Origin of the sequence: Psychrobacter sp. ER1 (assembly GCF_048631835.1) — a bacterium.
Lineage (GTDB): Bacteria > Pseudomonadota > Gammaproteobacteria > Pseudomonadales > Moraxellaceae > Psychrobacter.
The window spans coordinates 2,985,373-3,002,275 of record NZ_CP184640.1; the positions used below are offsets into that span (position 1 = coordinate 2,985,373).

At 44.0% G+C, this 16,903-nt stretch carries 13 protein-coding genes and 1 pseudogene; 10 read left to right on the forward strand and 4 right to left on the reverse strand.

Going from position 1 to position 16,903, the window contains the following annotated elements:
• The first annotated feature begins 3 nt into the window (after positions 1 to 3).
• The 8 genes and pseudogenes from ACOBWA_RS13885 to mutY all read left to right on the forward strand — a co-directional run bounded on the left by ACOBWA_RS13885 (position 4) and on the right by mutY (position 7,619).
• Positions 4 to 741, forward strand: a complete 738-nt coding sequence (locus ACOBWA_RS13885; RefSeq protein WP_420229698.1) for a dienelactone hydrolase family protein — start codon at positions 4 to 6, stop codon at positions 739 to 741.
• Between the two features lie 332 nt (positions 742 to 1,073).
• Positions 1,074 to 2,437 (forward strand): annotated as a pseudogene (locus tag ACOBWA_RS13890) (DUF2339 domain-containing protein).
• A 68-nt stretch (positions 2,438 to 2,505) separates the two neighbouring features.
• On the forward strand, positions 2,506 to 2,694 hold the full coding sequence (locus tag ACOBWA_RS13895; RefSeq protein ID WP_420229699.1) for a hypothetical protein: 189 nt from the start codon (positions 2,506 to 2,508) through the stop codon (positions 2,692 to 2,694).
• Between the two features lie 113 nt (positions 2,695 to 2,807).
• On the forward strand, positions 2,808 to 4,181 hold the full coding sequence (locus tag ACOBWA_RS13900) for a DUF2339 domain-containing protein (RefSeq protein ID WP_420229700.1): 1,374 nt from the start codon (positions 2,808 to 2,810) through the stop codon (positions 4,179 to 4,181).
• A gap of 125 nt (positions 4,182 to 4,306) precedes the next feature.
• A complete protein-coding gene (ylqF, locus tag ACOBWA_RS13905; protein ID WP_420229701.1) occupies positions 4,307 to 5,131 on the forward strand; it encodes a ribosome biogenesis GTPase YlqF in 825 nt (274 codons plus the stop codon).
• Positions 5,074 to 5,262 (forward strand): hypothetical protein, encoded by a 189-nt coding sequence (locus tag ACOBWA_RS13910; RefSeq protein WP_420229702.1) that lies wholly within the window; start codon positions 5,074 to 5,076, stop codon positions 5,260 to 5,262. The genes ylqF and ACOBWA_RS13910 overlap by 58 nt, the downstream gene beginning before the upstream one ends.
• A gap of 23 nt (positions 5,263 to 5,285) precedes the next feature.
• Positions 5,286 to 6,224, forward strand: a complete 939-nt coding sequence (locus tag ACOBWA_RS13915) for a GIY-YIG nuclease family protein (protein WP_420229703.1) — start codon at positions 5,286 to 5,288, stop codon at positions 6,222 to 6,224.
• 153 nt (positions 6,225 to 6,377) lie between these two features.
• A complete protein-coding gene (gene mutY, locus ACOBWA_RS13920; protein WP_420229704.1) occupies positions 6,378 to 7,619 on the forward strand; it encodes an A/G-specific adenine glycosylase in 1,242 nt (413 codons plus the stop codon).
• 86 nt (positions 7,620 to 7,705) lie between these two features.
• Here mutY and ACOBWA_RS13925 read toward each other — a convergent pair whose 3' ends face one another.
• Positions 7,706 to 8,608, reverse strand: coding sequence for an acyl-CoA thioesterase (locus ACOBWA_RS13925; protein WP_057761915.1), 903 nt, complete (start codon positions 8,606 to 8,608; stop codon positions 7,706 to 7,708).
• A 359-nt stretch (positions 8,609 to 8,967) separates the two neighbouring features.
• Positions 8,968 to 11,871, reverse strand: a complete 2,904-nt coding sequence (rapA, locus tag ACOBWA_RS13930; RefSeq protein ID WP_420229705.1) for an RNA polymerase-associated protein RapA — start codon at positions 11,869 to 11,871, stop codon at positions 8,968 to 8,970.
• Between the two features lie 453 nt (positions 11,872 to 12,324).
• Between rapA and ACOBWA_RS13935 the strand changes: the two genes are divergently transcribed.
• On the forward strand, positions 12,325 to 13,272 hold the full coding sequence (locus tag ACOBWA_RS13935; protein ID WP_420229706.1) for an NAD(P)-dependent oxidoreductase: 948 nt from the start codon (positions 12,325 to 12,327) through the stop codon (positions 13,270 to 13,272).
• A gap of 11 nt (positions 13,273 to 13,283) precedes the next feature.
• Here the strand turns inward: ACOBWA_RS13935 and ACOBWA_RS13940 are convergent, their stop codons facing one another.
• On the reverse strand, positions 13,284 to 14,909 hold the full coding sequence (locus ACOBWA_RS13940) for a flavin-containing monooxygenase (protein WP_420229707.1): 1,626 nt from the start codon (positions 14,907 to 14,909) through the stop codon (positions 13,284 to 13,286).
• Positions 14,910 to 15,002: 93 nt separating this feature from the next.
• Entirely contained in the window at positions 15,003 to 15,716 is a 714-nt protein-coding gene (locus ACOBWA_RS13945; protein WP_420229708.1) for an RluA family pseudouridine synthase, read from the reverse strand.
• A 480-nt stretch (positions 15,717 to 16,196) separates the two neighbouring features.
• Here ACOBWA_RS13945 and trxA point away from each other — a divergent pair, with 480 nt between their 5' ends.
• On the forward strand, positions 16,197 to 16,523 hold the full coding sequence (gene trxA, locus ACOBWA_RS13950) for a thioredoxin (protein ID WP_057761928.1): 327 nt from the start codon (positions 16,197 to 16,199) through the stop codon (positions 16,521 to 16,523).
• Positions 16,524 to 16,903: the final 380 nt, after the last annotated feature.

The window sequence follows — 16,903 nt, forward strand, 5'->3', positions numbered from 1 at the left end:
AATATGTCAATTAAGACTTTTGAATTAATCAGTACTACCGAGAATGGTGTAGAACTTATCAGTTATGTAGCACTACCAGAAAACGCTTCAGATGAAAATCCAGCAGCAGGTATCTTAGTTGCACCAGAATGGTGGGGCGTAGTCGATCATCCAAAATCAGTGGTTGAGCGTTTGGCAGAGGCAGGTTATGCAGCAGTCGCTATGGACGTTTACGGTGAAGGCAAACTAACTACTGATACAGCGCAGGCAAACATGTGGATGGAGCAAGTACTGGCTGATCAAAACATGCTGATGGCACGCTGCCGCTTAATTCTTAATGACTTCAGCGATCAGTTATCTGTCGATGGTGACAACCTAGGCGCAATCGGTTACTGCTTCGGTGGTAAAGTTGTACTAGATATGGCTCGCGAAGGCATGCCGCTAAAAGCGGTCGCCACGTTCCATGGTAACCCAACGCCAAAACAGCCAGCAGACAAAAACTTTGCAGCAAAAGTGTTGGTCGCTCATGGCCGTGATGACTCAATGGTATCAATGGATGCTATCGAAGGTCTAAAATCAGAGCTAGACGCAGCCGATGTTGATTACACTATCGACGTCTATGACAACGCTAAGCATGGCTTTACTAATCCGCATGCCGATGAGCGCGCAGCCAAAAATGAAGTAGATCTTGGCTACAATGAAGCCGCTGCTAAACAAAGCTGGGAAAACATGCTTGAGTTTATGAAAGCCAATTTAGCATAAGAAACGATTTGGTATAAAGATCATTAAAAAAGGGTAGCTTAATTATTAAGCTACCCTTTTATTTTGAGTGTTATTCTAGCATTTGTCTTTTAGCCTAGTAATCAGAGTAGTCTTGTGCTTCTTATTAAATCACGTCATTATCACTTTACTATAAACTGGATTGAGTGACGAAGATGTTGTATCTAATGGTGACCCAGTTGGGCTGGCTGGCTTTTACGATTTTATTGATCGTAGTGGTCGCGTTATATACTAGGATAGCTCGAAAAATCGAGCATCTACGCCGCGATGTGACGACGCTGCAAGCTGAGCTTGAGCAGCAAAGACAGCGTAGTATGACGCCTCCGTCTGCACCTTTCGTCGATAAAAATGATTATGCACGCAACACTGCTACTAACAATCCTCATCTTAAAGGCAATGTTCCTAAAGACCATGTTCCTAAAGACAGTAACACTAAAGACCATGATGCTAAAGAAATAGCTTTTGACTCACAACACTCTTCTCTAGATAATCGGCTGCCTGTATCACCACCACCGCTTCCTACCGTTGCTTCAAACTCGACCACACATGCAGCATCAAATATATTTAATAGTAAATCTATAGACGATAACGCCTCGATAAATACGAAAAATACGGCGTCGTCCGCACCGATTGAGCCAGATGAACGCTCATTACCTATTGTGACCTCGCTCATTCATTCAATCAAAAACTGGTTTTTCGGTGGCAATTTAGTCGTGCGAGTCGGCGTATTGGTACTATTGGTAGGCGTAGTGCTCCTGCTTCGCTTATTAAGCGAATATATCGAGATTTCTATTGCCACAAAGCTGATAGCAGTCGGTGTTACAGGGTTAGCATTGGCAGCACTTGGGTTAAAGCTGACCGCAAAACGCTTTTCATATGGGATTACGCTACAAGGTGCAGGCTTAGCGATTGCCTATCTAAGCACCTTTTTGCTTACAGTGTTTATGAAATCATTCCTAGTATCCCAAGCTTTATCGGGCTTGGGTCATTGTCTGCCATTACCATTGCTCTCGCCGTACGTCAAAACGCTTTCCCGTTAGCATTATTAGCATTATCGGGTGGATTTTTTGCACCGATTTTGACCAGTGACGATACTGGCAGCTTGGTCACCTTATTTAGCTATTATCTACTGCTAAACGTCACCATTGCCGTCATTGCTCATTATCGACCGTGGAAAATATTGAATCTATTCGGTGTGACTGTGACATTTGGCTTGGCATACTATTGGGGTATCAGCGAAAACCTGAGCGCCGTCATTGAAACGCAGCGCTGGACATTGGTAGCGTTAGTAACCTTACACTGGCTGCTTTACTTATTTGTCGTCATTCGTTATGCGCAGCAAATCATTACCTATAATGCGCTAAACGAAAAATACCTCAGTCATGCTGATAATGTAGATGACACAAAACACTTGGACAAAGCCCATGTAGGCAGCTCCTATGTATTTCCTATTGATACAGGCTTACTATTTTCAGTACCACTACTGGCCTTTGGATTGTTTTCCGCATTATTAAACGACATCTCTAATGCCTTAACCATTACCAGTGCCATCTTGGCGGCGGTTTATCTTGGGATGGGCTGGTTGTTCATCCAGCGCAGTAGACGCTATGCTTTAATCACCGAAGGGATGCTGGCGTTAGGATTAGGATTTTTGCACTCGTTATTCCGCTGGCGCTAGATGCTGAATGGATTGCTTTTGGCTGGTCCGTACAAGGGTTGGCGCTAGTATGGTTTGGACGACGCTCGTTGCGATCGTGGTCGGTGTTATTCGGCTTGCTATTACAGCTCGTCAGTATTGGTATGCTAGTCACGACAGCGATATTCTCTATCGAAGACTATCCCGTTTTAGCCTTTAGTATTTCAGCGCTCAGTTATCTAGCGACCGTCTTTATATTACGCGCTAGCAACTCCCTGCTGTGCTGCTTAATAGGTTAGATAGTAGTAATAACCTTAATAGCCTTAACAATAAAGGCACTACAACATCCTCGGTCCTACAATCTCAATCCTCAGTCCTACAATCTCAATCCTTAGTCCTACAATCACAAACATTGGACCGCACATCAGATGTCTTGACCAGCTATGCGCGTGCGCTGGGAGTCAGTACGCAAGCTGCACAGCAATGGCTGACCTCTATCAATAGTCAGAGCCGCGTATTCAAATTCGTTTGGCATAGCCCTAGATTCATCAAGTTTTTGACATTGACCGCGATAGCTTGGATGCTACAAGTACTGATGCTTGATTTGCATCATTGGTTTGATATCTGGCAATCAAGCACGACGGTAATTGCACTGGCAGCACTCATCAGCTTGATCGCTTATTGGGTCATCAATCGCTATCGTCCATGGGCGGAAATTAGACAGCTTAGTCATGGATTGCTAGCTTTGTTCTACTTTATGCTAATACTGCAACTGCCCCAAAAATTTGAGCGCAATTTAACATGGGCAACAGCGGAATGGTTAGTATTCGTAGGGTTGATAATTGGCTGGTTAGTCATGGGTCAGCTATGGCTAAAAACATGGTCTGATACATGGTCTGATAATAACAATGCTTCACGCTATACTGCTGCAAGCTGGCTAGGTACGGGTATCTTACTTATTGCTGCTGCAGCGCATTACGGCCTACCAGACTCTGATGGCGTGATGGCTTTCTTGTTTTCAGCAGTACTCATATTATTTGGGTTATGGTTCAATCATCGTTATCTCAGACAAAATGCAGAAAATACATCAACTAATCCAGTTTCAAAACAAGGTCTGCTGTACTGGTTTGATTGGCAACAAGCATTATTAGGATGCGCTGCCATTTTTGCTCCCATTGCTTTACTGTGGGTTGTTCTTACCAATTGGTCTTATGACGGTATGATTTGGGGACTGTCTTATTTTCCATTATTCAACCTATACGACATCACATCGTGGCTGACACTATCGGTTGGTTTTAGTCTGTATTACATCAGCCAACGTCGCCACAATGAAACCGTTATAGAATCGGGTGCAACTGCCAAATCTAAGCACGTATTCAACGCTGAAAGTCTGTTAATTGTATTGGGGCTGATCAGCTTTTGGTTAATCTCCAGCATGTTGGTCAGAACGCTACACGCCTTTATTGGCACACCACTTTGGAATGACTATCAAGGCGGCGCATGGCAGAGCGAGCAGGTACAAACCGGACTGACGATTTTATGGACGCTCTTGGCGTTGGTCGCCACCATCATGGCGAGTCGCTACTGGCAACGCGCGCTTTGGTTTATGGGTATTGGATTATTAGGTATCGTCGTACTCAAGCTAGTCTTGGTAGATTTGTCTCAGACTGAGGCAATTTGGCGAGTGATATCCTTCCTTGGCGCAGGCAGCTTAATACTATTAATTGGTTACCTTGCCCCATTACCACCAGCGCACGAGGAAACAGAAAACCAAAATCAAGCATAATGACAAATCAGGTTGGGTGAAATTGTGCCGTGAGCAAGGTGGTTCTGTAGTAAACTGGACACCATTAGAAAGTAAACGTTGATTGTTTTACTTTTAGCATTTTTTATAAAAGGTTATGAAAGCAGATGGATAAGAGAGCAAGTATTCAGTGGTTCCCTGGGCATATGAACAAAGCCCGTAACGAAATCAAAGAAGTCATGCCGCAGATGGATTTGGTCATCGAGGTCATCGATGCGCGTATTCCATATAGTAGTGAAAACCCAATGGTCGCAGCACTGCGCGGCGAAAAACCTGTTATCAAAATCCTGAACAAAGCTGACCTTGCCGATCCTGAGTTGACTCAAGCATGGATGGATTATCTCGAGCAGCAAGATGGGGTCAAAGCCATCGCTTGCGATACTGAAAAAGCCAATGATGTAAAACGCATCATCGCCATCTGTAAGCATCTCGTACCTAATAAAGTCGGGACTGGTCGTCAAATCAAAGCAATGATCATGGGTATCCCAAACGTTGGTAAATCAACGCTGATCAATACGCTAGCAGGACGCGCTGTGGCAAAGACAGGCGACGAGCCAGCTGTGACCAAGTCGCAGCAGCTGATTAAGCTTGACGATGACATTATGCTTTATGACACGCCCGGTATGCTATGGCCAAAGGTCGAAAACGAAAACTCAGGTTATCGTCTCGCAGCGACGGGCGGTATCCGTGATACTGCTTTTGACTTCGCTGATGTGGCAAGCTATACCGCTGAGTACCTAATGCAAGCCTATCCTGAGCTACTAAAAACCCGCTATAAAATTGAAGAGCTGCCAAAGACTGATTGGGAGTTTTTGAAGTGGCTGGACGTAATCGCGGCTGTGTACGCGCGGGCAACCAAGTCGATACTTACCGTATGTCTGAGATTCTCATTAACGAACTGCGTAGCGCGAAGATTGGTCGTATCACGCTAGAAACACCAGCAATGACTGAAGCGGAAGAAATTGTCGTCGCTGAACAACGACTCGCTGCTGAAGAAAAGAAAAAAGCGAAAGAGGAAGAAAAGCGCTTACGTCGTCTAAAAACGCGGAAGAATCATAAGTAGATTCACCAATAATATAAGCTACTATGAATCCATTAATACCATCGGCTAAAACCATCCAAATTTATCTGCCAAAAGGTAACCCTCGTGGGTTGCGTTTGGCAGAGATGACTACGCGCACAGTAAGATTGATTGAAATCCCCCGTATCCACATTGACGATTTTTTTGCGATGCCCGATGCCAATCAAGTTGGTCTGTATTTTTTGATTGGTGATACCGATAGTGTAGAGAAGCCGTTACTTTATGTTGGACAAACTGGCGATCTTAAAAGACGTCTTAACCAACATGATGACAAAGAGTTCTGGACACGGGCTTTTGTCATGCTCTCAACTAATAACTCTATGACGCAAACCCATGCGCTATATATGGAACATAAGGCTATCGCAACTGCTATAGAGGTGGGACGTTACGAACTAAAAAATGGAAATAATGGTAATAAACCGCATACACCTGACCCATTAAAGGCTGATTGCGAGGAATTATTCCACACCCTTGATGTTTTACTATCCACCTTAGGACAGCCTATTTTCGAGTCCTTGGCTATTCATGATAGCCTTCATACCAACGAGACTTATAAAAACAAATCGACTGATTCCACCATTGCTAAAATTGCTCAAATAATCGATGAAGCTCCAACAAAACCTATTCCATCCCTGTTTTACTATAAGGTAAAAGATGGTGATGCTAAAGGATACTATGACGACGATGGCTTTGTTATATTAGCAGGCTCTTTAATACGCCAAACACAGACATCATCAGCTCCACCATTCGTAGCTAAATTGAAAGAGAGTCTACTCAGTAGCGGCAAACTCGTAGCCATAAACGATAAAAGCTATAAACTCACTGAAAACCATTTATTTAAAACACCCAGTGGAGCCAGTTCTTTAGTGTCAGGACGTTCAACAAACGGGTGGATTAAATGGAAGAGTGAATCGGGTGAAACTTTAGACAGTGTTTATCGATAAACTCTTACTTCTCCATAGTGATACTATTTATCCCCTTTATTTATAAACAATTAACCCTCACACATTGGTAAATAGTTTTATCTATTTACCTTTTTGCTTACCCGTCGTAACTCCAAATCCTATATATCCCTGTTCAACTTACAAGGAATACTTTTGCCTACTCAATTCTCTCAATCACCTACTGCTCTAAACTCCTTCGCCTCCCGCCTCCTTGACTGGTTCGCTGAAAACGGTCGCCACGATTTACCTTGGCAACAGCACCAAACCCATACGCCCAATCCTTATATCGTTTGGCTATCAGAAGTCATGCTCCAGCAAACGCAAGTGACTACTGTGCTGCCCTACTTTGCCCGTTTCATGGAATCCTTTCCGACAGTGCAAGATTTGGCCGCAGCAGAATGGGACACGGTGGCGGAGCATTGGGCAGGGCTTGGCTACTATGCGCGCGCGCGTAATTTACATAAAGGCGCGAAGCAATTGGTCGAAGTCATTGATGAGACGGGCGACTTTCCGCAGACGCTAGCAGGATGGGAAACGATTTCTGGCGTTGGGCCATCGACTGCTGGCGCGATTATGGCGATGGGCTTGCACCATTATGGAGTCATCTGCGATGGTAATGTCAAACGAGTACTGACACGTTGGGCCGCAATTGACGGCGATATCACCAAATCTGCTACCACCAAAGACTTATGGGCATTGGCAGAGCGACTGACACCGACAGAGAACTCCGGACTATTTGCGCAAGCCATGATGGATATGGGTGCGACATTATGTACCCGTAGCAAGCCTGCCTGCCTATTATGTCCATTAAAAGATGACTGCTTGGCACATGCTGAGGGGCGTGAGACTGATTATCCCGTCAAAGCCAAAAAACAGCCAAAGCCAAGTAAGTTTAGCGATGCGTTGCTGATAGAAAGCGTAGACGGTGAGATACTATGGCTACAACGCCCTGACAACGGCATCTGGGGTGGATTATGGAGTTTACCATTACAGTTCGTGGAAAAAGTTGATGGTAAAACGAGTGGTAGCACTGCGAAGAAAGTAGAAGCTAACGATGACAAACTATCGAATATGCCAAATGACGTACGTAGTAATGAAAAAATATACGAAGCAGAATTTACTACCGCTGAGCAAATCATTAATGAATGGCTCATAAAAAATGAACTGGTCACAAAATCAGTTAGCAATACCTTGCTCGATGATGCGCCTATCAAGCATTCGCTGACGCATTTTCACTGGTATTTGACCCCACGTAAATTGACGATTAACGCGACGCAGGTAACTGAACTAAATCAAAAATTAGCAGCGGCTGAAATTGACTTTAAATGGCTAACCGAACAAAAAGCACAAGACAGCCTAGGACTGCCTCGCGCGATGGTTAAAATCTTAGAATAAAAATTGGAATAAAAAAAGCGACTCACTATTAATAATGAGTCGCTTTTTTATGATGACAATCTAAAGGCAGCTGAGCCTACAGCACTTTAAGATTTTGGCACACGTAAACGCATGAGGCCTTCTTGTTGAACAGTGGCGACCAGTTTGCCATCTTGCCAAAACTGACCATGATTCAAGCCTTTCGCATTGGACGTGGTATCGCTCCACATGTCATAAAGCATCCATTTATTCAAATCAAAATCACGATGGAAATGCATCGAGTGATCGATACTGGCAGCCTGTAGACCACTGGTCATAAAGCTAACACCATGAGACATCAACCCTGTACCAACCAAATAAAAGTCTGACGAAAATGCCAATAGGGCTTGCTGGATAGCCACTGGCTGATTGCCCAATTCACGAATGCGTAGCCAGTTTGCTTGTTTAGGCTTCATTGGTTCTGGGCTAATCGGATTACGCGGCTTTACTGGCTTAATCTCGACATGACGGCGGCGCATAAATCTTGCTTTTAACGCTTCTGGCACTTTTCCGACATTCTCTTCTTTTAGATCCTGCTCTGTCAGCAAGTCTTCTGGCGGTGGATAGACAGGCATATCTTCTTGATACTCAAGCCCATCTTCCATCGGTGAAAACGAGGCAATCATTGAAAATATTACTTGTTCAACAGGCGGCTTACCGCGTACTTCTTTGTACTGAATAGCGGTGACTTCACGTGCAGACAAGCTACGACCATCACGTAATCGACGGACTTGGTATATCACCGGTTGGTTAATATCGCCACCACGCAAAAAATACCCATGCAGTGAGTGACAAGGTTTGTCTTTATCTAATGTATGCGCCGCTGCCATAATCGCTTGAGCGAGCACTTGCCCACCAAATATACGACTGCCCACATAGTCATGGCTTTTACCCTCAAACACATCAGGGGTAACTTCAATAAGCGCGATAGTAGCCAGCAGCTCATCAATCAGTTGTAGATTATCGGACATGACGATATGTTTCCTTATTTTTATCAAAAACGCTCAGCATCTGATGATATTGATGCCATATAGCCATCATATTTGAATGTAAAATAATGCGAGATCACTTGTTAAAATCTGTTGAAGGAGACCTTAAAATAAGCATACAGACATCGTTAGCGATGTTATCACCGAATATTTATTTTCTATAGAAAAGGTAAACATCTTACCCAATATTGGTGGCTTTGACTAGTTACTGTCGGCTTACTCATAAGTATTGCTTGTCAGTTTTTGCCAGACAAATCGCAATTAAAGAGCAAAAAAGCAATCTCAACCATAAAAAAACGAGATGTATAATAACACCTCGTTTTTGACAAATACGCCGATGTTTATGGCTTAACTGCTACGAGTACGCGAATAGAATCCGGTACTAATGACAAGTTACCAAGTGCTTGCTCACCTTGAGCTTTAAGCTGCTCTAGACGCTCAATCTCTTCAGGACGTACGTTTGGATTGATCGTCTGTAGATGTTTTAGACGCTTGATTTCACGTGACCACTGCTGGCTAAAGCGGCTACTTGCTTGCTCACCAATTTCAGCGATCTGCTGACGAGCAATATCTTCAGCTTCGTAATAACGCTGCTCAATCACATCGCCGCGTACTTTAATGACTTGGCGGGCACGGTTTTTATCCAATCGCTCGACATGCGGCATAATCATCTCAGCACTGATACGAGCCGATAAATCACTACCCTGCTCACTGATAAAGACACGGATATTTTGCGTGGACAAAGTCGCTGGCAGATTGAGCACTTTTGGCGCGATTGCTTCAACACGGAAGTTCACCTCTAGCAGTACCATACCTTGCGGAACAGCGGCACTTTTTAGCATGGCAACTGTCGTATTACCGAAAGTGCTGGTGCTCGCTAGCTCATAAATTGCCCGCATCAATGGATGCTCATGAGTGATGAATTCGATATCTTCACGCTGAAGCGCTTGCTCACGCTCGAAGGTCAACGTCATACCGTCTTCATCACCAAGTGGCAAACCATCAATATAGTCACTGATCTCGGTGCTATCGATAGGTGCGATCACCCACGAGCCATCACGTTGAATGTTGTGATCGATATTGGCAGAGGCAAAGAAACGCTCAATAAAGTGCGGTAATAGATTGTTGCCATCAAAATCACGCATAGCATCGGCGATACGACCTGCGACACGCGGACGACATGAGTTGTACTCTAACAGACGATCACGACCAGCTTGTAGCTGTGCTTCTAGTCCCAAACGTGTCTGTAGCGCCTCGTCAATGATGTCTTGCAAGATGACATTGTTTTCAGCGGTATCAGCACCCTCAAGCATTGGCTTGAGCTCTTGGATATATTGCTCTTGCACGCTTTGTGCCGTTGGCGATATCTGATTGAACATGTTCAGCGCATCGTTATACCACTGATACAGACGCTCTTGCGCTGTACCCTGTACATAAGGCACATGTAGCATGATTTGCTGCGTCTGTCCGATACGATCTAGACGGCCAATACGCTGCTCTAACGTATCTGGATTAGCAGGCAAATCCCATAGTATTAATTGGCTTGCAAACTGGAAGTTACGACCTTCTGAACCAATCTCTGAACATAGAAGTATCTGCGCGCCTTCACTATCTGCAAAGAATGCGGCCGCTTGGTCACGCTCAAGCAAAGTCATCTGCTCAGTAAAGATAGCTGTTTTGATACCTGCATGCAGACGCAATACCGCTTCTAAACTCTCTACCGTCGCACCACTACGAGCGATTAATAGGACTTTTTGATGCTTCAGCTCACCACGTAAGATATCAATCAACCAAGAAACGCGTGGGTCATCTTCTAGCCAGCCACCATCTGGTTGGTTTTCTTCGCCCCATAGCTGCTCACGCAACTTACCATTGGTTTGATAGCTGTCTTTCCATGCCTCAGGAAGTGGCAATGGATATGGCTGGCTACTACGGCCATAGAATCCTTTGACACTCTCACGAGTATTACGGAACAAAATACGACCTGTACCATGACGATCTAACAGCTCATTTAGTGCATGCGTTCGTAGTTTTTCATCTTCATTGATTGAGGATAGCTCTTCAATACTAATGTCTAGTAGGCTACTTAAAGCAGCGATTTGACCTTCATTCAATGGCTTTTCTTCTATTAAGACGCCAGCAACTGCTGCTGTTTCTGCAAAAGCTTCTTGACCATCAATAAACTCATCCAAATCATCAAAACGATCTGGATCAAGCAAACGCAGACGGGCAAAGTGACTCTGCGCACCAAGCTGCTCTGGCGTTGCTGTCAATAGCATCACGCCTGGCGTTTCTTCTGCGAAATCTGCAATCAAGTCATACTTATCATTGCCGCCCTGCGCTTCATCCCAATGCAGATGATGCGCTTCATCAACAACCAATAAATCAAACCCTGCATCCATCGCTTGGTCGTATAAGTCTGGGTGATCGAGCAATAAATCCATACCACCAATGATACATTGCTCAGTGGCGAAGACGTTTTGTTCAGGATCGTGTTCTTTGATAGCCGCAGTACGTACTAGATCAAACAATGCAAAGTTTAGGTTAAAGCGACGACGCAGCTCAATCATCCATTGATACTGCAAACTATCGGGTACTAAAATCAATACACGCTCAGCTTTGCCTGTTAGCAACTGCTGATGAATAATCATGCCCGCTTCGATGGTTTTACCAAGGCCAACTTCATCAGCCAATAGTACACGCGGCGCGATACGCTTGCCAACTTCATGTGCGATATATAGCTGATGCTCGATGATATCGACACGTGCACCTATTAGGCCTTTTAGTGGATGGCCTGCTAGCGCTGACTGCATGCGCAAGATGTCTTGGCGCAGCTCATACCAGTCACCACGTTCAATACGGCCAGCAAGCAAGCGCTCAAGCGGCTTGGCCAACGTGATATTGGCAGCAAGGCGGGTTTCCATTATTCCTTTAGAAGCAGTGCCGCCCTCGTGCTCATCGACGCCATATTTGAGCACACCCATGACTTCATCGACAGCATTGACCGTATAGCTTTTGCCATCTTGATCGTAGATGCTATCGCCCACTTTAAACACCACGCGCGATAATGGCGCAGAGTTTTTTGCGTAGACGCGTGTCTCTTCACTTTGCGGAAATAAAATATGCACACATCGGTCGTCAACATCGATGACCACACCTAAGCCAAGCTCAGACTCCGTATCAGATAAATAACGTTGACCAACGGCGAATTCAGTACTGTGCAATGAAGCAATAGAGATAGTCATAAGGCGATGTCTTTTGTACTCAGATAATGAAATTTAGATAGATAGCTTAGAAAACAGCAATGGCGGCTAACAATAGCTAAATAAGGTTGTTCACATCATAAAATGTCAAAAGACATAGAAGAAGTGCCACAATACCAATCAAGCCAATCGTTCAGCCCAACCATTATATAACGTTAGCGGGTAGATGAGTGCGTTAAGTTGACTTTTCAAGAGGCAGCTTGCGATAGCTATGATTTTATAAGTTATTTAATCGATACTATGTCAGACCAGTACACTATTATTAAATAATACAGATTATCCTATTTTATCAGCAGCTTATATCTATTCTATCGATATTTGGCCGATTCGTTTTTGACTAAAAATATCAACGTGCTACATTAAGCCGATAAGGATTCATGCGATAGCCATTTATTCGCTGATTATCTATAAGACAACAATAAGTAAGGACTAGCCATGCAAGCCGTTTTTTTAGATAAAGGTACTTTTTCTGAAGGTATTGACCTGCCCGCGCCAATGGGTGTGAGCGATTACATCACTTATAACGACACGCCAAAAGACACGGCTGTCATCATTGAACGCTGCAAAGACGCCGATATTATTATCACCAACAAAGTCCAGATTGGTGCAGAAGTGATAGAGCAACTACCGAAACTTAAGCTTATCCAACTGACTGCTACTGGCATGAATAACGTCGATCAAGAGGCTTGCGATAAGCACGGTGTTGCGCTGTTCAATGTCGCTGGCTATGCGGTCAAAAGCGTGCCCGAACACACATTTATGCTCATGCTGACAGCGATGCGTGCTGGTATTCATTATCATCAAAAAGTCGCTGATGGCACGTGGCTGGCAAACGGTAATTTTTGCCTGCTAGATATTCCGCTGATTGATTTGGAAGATAAGACGTTAGGTATTATTGGTATTGGCACTATCGGCAAGCGCGTGACCGAGATTGCTCGTGCCTTTGGTATGACCGTACTGTGGGCAGAGCACCAAGGACGTGAACCACGCAGCGACGACTATACCGCGTTTGATGAAGTGCTGGCACGTGCGGATGTGATCAGTCTGCACTGCCCATTGAATGAACAAACTGAGCATCTTATTAATAAAGATACTCTGGCAAAAATGGTTAAACAACCGCTCATTGTCAACGTCGCCCGTGGCGGCATCGTTGATAGCCAAGCATTAACTGACGCGGTTAATAATGAGCAAATCATCGGCTATGCTAGCGATGTGTTTGAACAAGAACCGATCGCCGATAACGACCCTTTGCTCAGTATCAGCGACCATCCGCGTGTTATCTTTAGTCCGCATAATGCATGGGGCAGCAAAAGCGCTCAAGAGACCTTGTGGCAGATGTTAAGCAAGCAAGTGGCCGATTTCATCGACAATCATCATCAATAATTACCAAGATACTAACGACTGAACCGTAACCAGTCGTCTTTTACCTTACGATACTTAAGCATGATTCGATCGCTTAGATAGTTGTTGGTCACGAACCAAGGATAGCGATCGCCTTGCTTAGGTAGCTCGTCTTTGCCGCGTCTGACATAACCAGACGATAGCGAACCCATCACGGTATCTGCTTGAGCACAGGCTGTCATATCGTCAGTCTGTGCTTGTGGCATGGCGACTTGATAATGGTTTTTATGCATATACCCCAACAGCCTCACTACATATTGACAAGCAAAATCGATTTTTAGTGTCCACGAAGCATTGGTATAGCCAAACAGTGCTGCCAGATTAGGTATGCCTTCTATCATGACCGCTTTGTAGGTCATACGCGTGCCAATATCGACAGCTTGACCATCGATATATACCACAGCCCCGCCCAACATCTGTAGCTTTAAACCAGTCGCGGTAACAATGATATCAGCGTCGAGATGCTGGCCAGATTGCAGCATAACTCCTGTTTCAGTAAAGTGGCTGATTTGATCGGTCACCACTGTTGCGCGTTTGTCCTGCAGGGCTTTGAATAAATCACCGTCAGGTACCGCACATACTCGTTGATCCCATGGATTATAGTCAGGCATAAAATGCTTGCTATCAACGCCGCTACCTTTTAACTCTTTTTTCACCCCATTTTTTAAGACTGCTTTCATCACCTTGGGTGCGTGAGTCGCAACTTTGTACAGGCCTTGTTGCCGTAACACGTTGCGCACGCGCAGTAGCGTATAGGCCTGCTCTTTTGATAATGGAGAAAACTTGCCTGATAGCCAGTCAATAGCATGGTCATCACCCGGCACGCTCGCCACATAGGTCGGCGTACGCTGTAACATCGTGACATGACGTGCACACTGAGCACTGTCTTTATCTACTAGTGCAGGTAGCAACGTCATCGCCGTGGCACCGCTACCAATAATGATGACTTTTTTATCATCATAGTCTAGATTATTCCAATGCTGTGGATGGACGATTTGTCCATGAAAATCCTCCTCTCCTTCAAAATGAGGACGATAGCCTTGCTCATAGTCATAATAGCCAGTGGCACCTACGATAAACTTAGCAGTCTTAACAAACCTCTCACCGTTTGCATAGTTCTTGATGGTTGCTGACCACTGTTGATCATCACTAGACCATGATATCTGCTGAACTTCATGTTGATAGTGGATATGTTCGGTCACTCCAAACTCGCGTGCCGTATCAGCGATATAGCGTTTGATATCATCGCCTGCTGCAAGCATTCTATAATCTAGCCACGGCCTAAAGTTATAACCAAAGGTCAAAGCATCAGAGTCAGAGCGAATCCCCGGATAGGTAAATAAATCCCATGTACCACCCAAATCAGCACGCTTTTCTAAGATAGCAAAGCGTTGTGGAGGTTTTTGCTTATTAGTCGAACTTACCTGCTTTTGCTTTTTGGGAACTCTATGGCCGAATAGACCTTTATGCTGCTGTTGCTGTAAACGGCAAGCCATACCAATACCTGCAATACCCGCACCGATGATCAATACTTCATAGTCGGCTACTTTATCCGTCTTTGACTTTTTACCTTTAAGGCGGTTTTTAATGGCCTGTTTGGTCGTGGTGATATCAAGCATACTTTTACCCTTGTATTTACATGACTGGCATTTTATAGCTGGCTTTAGAGCCGTTTATCGCATCTATTAACAGTAAGCGGCAAAATCTACTTCTTAAAATGGGCAAGGACTCTCCCAGTCCATCCAAGCACCCAGTACTGGATGCTTTAAACGCAATTGCTGTGCATGTAAGTTGAGCCTTGGAGCTATCTCTAGTGCGGCACCTTCAGCATAAATAGGATCGCCAATCATCACATGATTAACATGCACCATATGTACGCGTAGCTGATGGCTACGGCCCGTGACTGGCTTTAGCATAACCCGAGTGACTGCCTCACCACTACAGGTTTCATGAGCCACAACTTCATATAACGTCAGTGCATGTTTGGACCATTCGTGATCGACGATATGACGCGGTTTAGTACTTGGCTCATAGCGCACTGGCACTGATATCTCACCAGTTGCGCCGACTTGCTCCCACTCACCAAAGACACGCGCTTGGTACTTCTTTTGCGGTAGACGTTCGATAAATTGCTTACTGATATTGGTTTGCGCTGCTGCATTTTTTGCAAAAATAAGCAGTCCCGAGGTGTCCATATCTAAGCGGTGAATTAATTTAACGGCTGGATTGGCACGCTCAAGACGAGCAAGCAGACTGACTTTGAGTGTTTTACCATCGACGCTTAATAGGCCTGCAGGTTTATCAACCACCCAAATATCATCGTCTTCGTAAACCGTAATCTCTTGTGCAAAATTTTTAAAAAACTCAAGCGGATAAGTGCTTTCTTGGGCATTGAGGGCATTAACTTCTTCATCGGTAAAAGGCATAAATTTAACTACTTATGTAAATTGGTTTTAAGATAAGGATTTTTGGTGGCTAATCTTTTAGACACGATAGCCATATTTGGCATGATAGCCATTTTATGAACAACGTTTATTTGGATAAAAAGGCAAAACTTTGACTGATTTTCAAATTTATTAATATCGCTAGCTACTAATCAATAACTACTATATAAACGAGGTAAACATAAAACTTCTATCGCACTGAGATACATACTTTGATAAGGATAATCGTATTAAATAACAGATTAGACACTCTTGTGCTGCACCGTTTCGATTTATTGTGCTAATACTAGTTGTTAAACAATTTAACCAGCCTGTATCTGTCAAATTAGGGCAAACATGTTAATATAATGGCACATTTTCACCCCTTCTAAACAATTCTTTGACCACCAACTGATTTATTATTAAACCAATATATAGGTTGATGAGTGGTGATAGAAGTAATAAAACAAGAGAGATAAAATTATGTCAGACCTTATTGTACATACTACCGACACAGACTTTGATCAAGACGTTCTACAATCAGACGTACCTGTACTAGTAGACTTCTGGGCACCATGGTGTGGTCCTTGTAAAGCCATCGCTCCTATTTTAGAAGATCTAGCAACTGAGTACCAAGGTAAAGTTAAAATCGTCAAAGTAGACGTGGACAACAACCCGCAGGCGGCTAGCCGTTTCGGTATCCGCAACATCCCAACGCTATTTGTATTCAAAGATGGCGAAAAAGTTGATTCAGTAATGGGCCTACAGCCAAAAGCTGAATTGGCTAAAGTACTAGACAAGCATTTATAAGTTACATTTGCTCGCTCTAGGTTACCTTGAGCTGGTAAAATAGAATAACCGAGAAAGCCATTATCTGACTAAGATAGTGGCTTTTTTGCTTGTTTTTGTGCAAAAAACTCGATAATGTGACTTTTTTGGCAAAATTTATTGACAACGCTATTGTGAAGACCGTATAGTCTGCTGACAAGAGAAAACCAACTGTTTTCCTAAGTATCTTGTCGCTATTCTCCTCGTGTTTATCAACAAAAACACAATCGTCATTATAAACACCATTGCTGAACAAAATGACTAAACGCAATTACTGATATTGAGTTTTTGACGCAGACTCTTATGTAGCCTTTTTTATCCTTATTTCTTATTACCTTGCATCCAATCATGGCAATGCGTAC

Excerpts from the sequence above, each read along its gene's own strand:
- ACOBWA_RS13940 (WP_420229707.1), bottom strand. The coding sequence starts at position 14,909 with ATGCTTGATATCACCACGACCAAACAGGCCATTAAAAACCGCCTTAAA.
- ACOBWA_RS13910 (WP_420229702.1), top strand. The coding sequence starts at position 5,074 with ATGTCTGAGATTCTCATTAACGAACTGCGTAGCGCGAAGATTGGTCGT.
- ACOBWA_RS13915 (WP_420229703.1), top strand. The coding sequence starts at position 5,286 with ATGAATCCATTAATACCATCGGCTAAAACCATCCAAATTTATCTGCCA.
- ACOBWA_RS13935 (WP_420229706.1), top strand. The coding sequence starts at position 12,325 with ATGCAAGCCGTTTTTTTAGATAAAGGTACTTTTTCTGAAGGTATTGAC.
- ACOBWA_RS13945 (WP_420229708.1), bottom strand. The coding sequence starts at position 15,716 with ATGCCTTTTACCGATGAAGAAGTTAATGCCCTCAATGCCCAAGAAAGC.
- ACOBWA_RS13925 (WP_057761915.1), bottom strand. The coding sequence starts at position 8,608 with ATGTCCGATAATCTACAACTGATTGATGAGCTGCTGGCTACTATCGCG.
- trxA (WP_057761928.1), top strand. The coding sequence starts at position 16,197 with ATGTCAGACCTTATTGTACATACTACCGACACAGACTTTGATCAAGAC.
- rapA (WP_420229705.1), bottom strand. The coding sequence starts at position 11,871 with ATGACTATCTCTATTGCTTCATTGCACAGTACTGAATTCGCCGTTGGT.
- ylqF (WP_420229701.1), top strand. The coding sequence starts at position 4,307 with ATGGATAAGAGAGCAAGTATTCAGTGGTTCCCTGGGCATATGAACAAA.
- ACOBWA_RS13885 (WP_420229698.1), top strand. The coding sequence starts at position 4 with ATGTCAATTAAGACTTTTGAATTAATCAGTACTACCGAGAATGGTGTA.